Source organism: Mesorhizobium sp. M7A.F.Ca.CA.004.06.1.1, from assembly GCF_003999135.1.
Taxonomy (GTDB): domain Bacteria; phylum Pseudomonadota; class Alphaproteobacteria; order Rhizobiales; family Rhizobiaceae; genus Mesorhizobium.
Map to the genome: position 1 here is coordinate 1 of NZ_RZPQ01000886.1, position 2,192 is coordinate 2,192.

Consider the following 2,192-nt stretch of genomic DNA (forward strand, 5'->3'; position numbering starts at 1 on the left):
GGTGGGAGCTGTGCGACCCCATGCAGACGCCACTGCCGACGCGCGCCGACGGCGAATGGTGGGCGGCGATGGAAGAGGTCTTCCATCTCGACTGACCGTGTCCCGGCCGGGCGGCGATCCGTTGTTTCATCCAGCCGTTTGCCGCCCTCAAACTGCGCCGCAAGGCGCTCTCATCGCACGCCACTCACCTGACCGATCCGCCGCAACGCCCTGCAGTCCAGGCCTTTCGCAACCGCACCTTGACCACTGACATTCTATTATATTAGTATTCCAAATCACTTTTGCCTCTCGACGCTCCTTGTCGGGGAGAGCCTTTTCAGAGTTTGGGTCATGGCACGGTTCATCAAGCTGTCGGATACAGACAACATTCTTCTGGCGGTCGATCCGTTGAAGATCGGCGACAAAGCCGGGGACGTGGCAGCGAAGGCGCGCATACCGCGCGGGCATAAGATGGCCCTGCGCGACATCGGCTCGGACGACCCGATCGTGAAATACGGCCAGACCATTGGCTTTGCGCGGGAACCCATCGTCGCCGGCGACTGGGTTCACGAGCACAATGTGTATCTGCGCAATTTCGAACGCGACTACGTCTTCGGCACCAATACCAGGCAAACCGAGATCGTTGCCGAGGCCGAGCGGGCCACCTTCATGGGTTACCGTCGGCCGAGCGGCAAGGTCGGCACGCGCAACTTCATCGCCGTCCTGACGTCAGTGAATTGCTCTGCCAGCGTCGCCCGGTTCATCACCGACGAGGTCAACCGGTCTGGCATCCTGCGCGACTATCCCAATATCGACGGCATCATCGCACTCGTCCACGGCACTGGCTGCGGCATCGACACCAAGGGTCCCGCTTACGACCTGCTGAAGCGCACGCAATGGGGCTTTGCCACGAACCCCAATGTCGGCGGCGTGCTGATGGTCGGGCTCGGCTGCGAAGCGTTCCAGATTCCGCGCTGGATGCAGTCGTACAACATCGAGGAGAGCACGATTTTCCGCACGATGACGATCCAGGAAACCGGCGGCACGCGAAAGACAGTCGAGGCCGGCGTTAAGGCGATCGTCGACATGCTGCCTACGGTGAACGCCGCCGAAAGGACGCCGCAACCAGCCTCCGAACTGGTGCTAGCACTGCAATGCGGCGGATCGGACGGTTACTCCGGCATCAGCGCCAATCCGGCACTGGGTGCTGCGGTGGACCTGCTTGTCGGGCAAGGCGGCACGGCCGTGCTCTCGGAGACGCCCGAAATCTATGGCGCCGAACATCTTCTCGCCTTGCGCGCCGAGAGCCGCGCGGTGGGTGAAAAGCTGATCGAGCGCATCCGCTGGTGGGAGGATTATACCGCCAGGCACGACATGGAGATGAACAACAACCCTTCGCCCGGCAACAAGCTGGGTGGGCTGACGACCATCCTGGAGAAATCGCTCGGCGCCTCCGCCAAGGGCGGCACCACCAATCTGCGCGCAGTGCTGGAATATGCCGAGCCGATCAACGAGCGCGGCCTCGTCTTCATGGATACGCCTGGCTACGATCCGGTCTCGGCCACCGGGCAGGTCGCCGGCGGCGCCAACATATTGTGCTTCACCACCGGCCGCGGTTCGGCCTTCGGCTGCAAGCCGACGCCCTCGATCAAGCTTGCCTCCAACACCTTTATCTTCGAGCAGATGCGCGAGGACATGGACATCAATTGCGGAGACATACTGGACGGCGTCTCGCTGGCCGAGAAGGGCGAGGAAATCTTCGCCGAGATCCTGCGCGTCGCATCCGGCGGGCGCACCAGGTCGGAAGCGCTCGGCTATGGCGACAACGAGTTCGTGCCATGGAGCCTTGGCGCAACCATGTAGCGATATCGCCCGCCTGCGCAGGCCGGCCTTTATCCCGGAAGTAGCTCAAACGGAAAGAACCGCTCGACATGAACAGGATCGATCTTGACGGCCAGCACGCTGTGGTCACCGGCGGCGCCCAGGGCCTCGGCTTTGCGATGGCCAGACGTTTCGTCGCCTCCGGCGCGACGGTAACCTTGTGGGACCTCGATGAGGCCCGCCTCGAAACCGCCAAGAAGGAGCTCGGCAGCGCCGCCACGACGGAGACCGTGGACGTCGCCGATTGGGCGTCGGTGGACGCGGCGCGCGCCAGGACCGAAGAGCTGGCCGGCAAGATTTCCATTCTGGTCAATTCCGCCGGAATTGCCGGC

2 protein-coding genes and 1 pseudogene are annotated in these 2,192 nt (G+C 63.0%); all 3 read left to right on the forward strand.

What is annotated here, in order from left to right; all coding sequences use genetic code 11:
- Window positions 1–95: pseudogene (locus EN906_RS31710) on the forward strand (L-rhamnose mutarotase); the annotation flags it as partial.
- Window positions 96–330: 235 nt separating this feature from the next.
- Window positions 331–1,842, forward strand: coding sequence for an altronate dehydratase family protein (locus tag EN906_RS31715; RefSeq protein WP_127269481.1), 1,512 nt, complete (start codon window positions 331–333; stop codon window positions 1,840–1,842).
- 68 nt (window positions 1,843–1,910) lie between these two features.
- On the forward strand, window positions 1,911–2,192 hold a 282-nt coding region (locus EN906_RS31720; RefSeq protein WP_127375664.1), incomplete at its 3' end, for an SDR family NAD(P)-dependent oxidoreductase.

What these genes read in the sequence shown, in the direction of transcription:
- EN906_RS31715 (WP_127269481.1), top strand. Translation starts at nt 331, where the DNA reads ATGGCACGGTTCATCAAGCTGTCGGATACAGACAACATTCTTCTGGCG.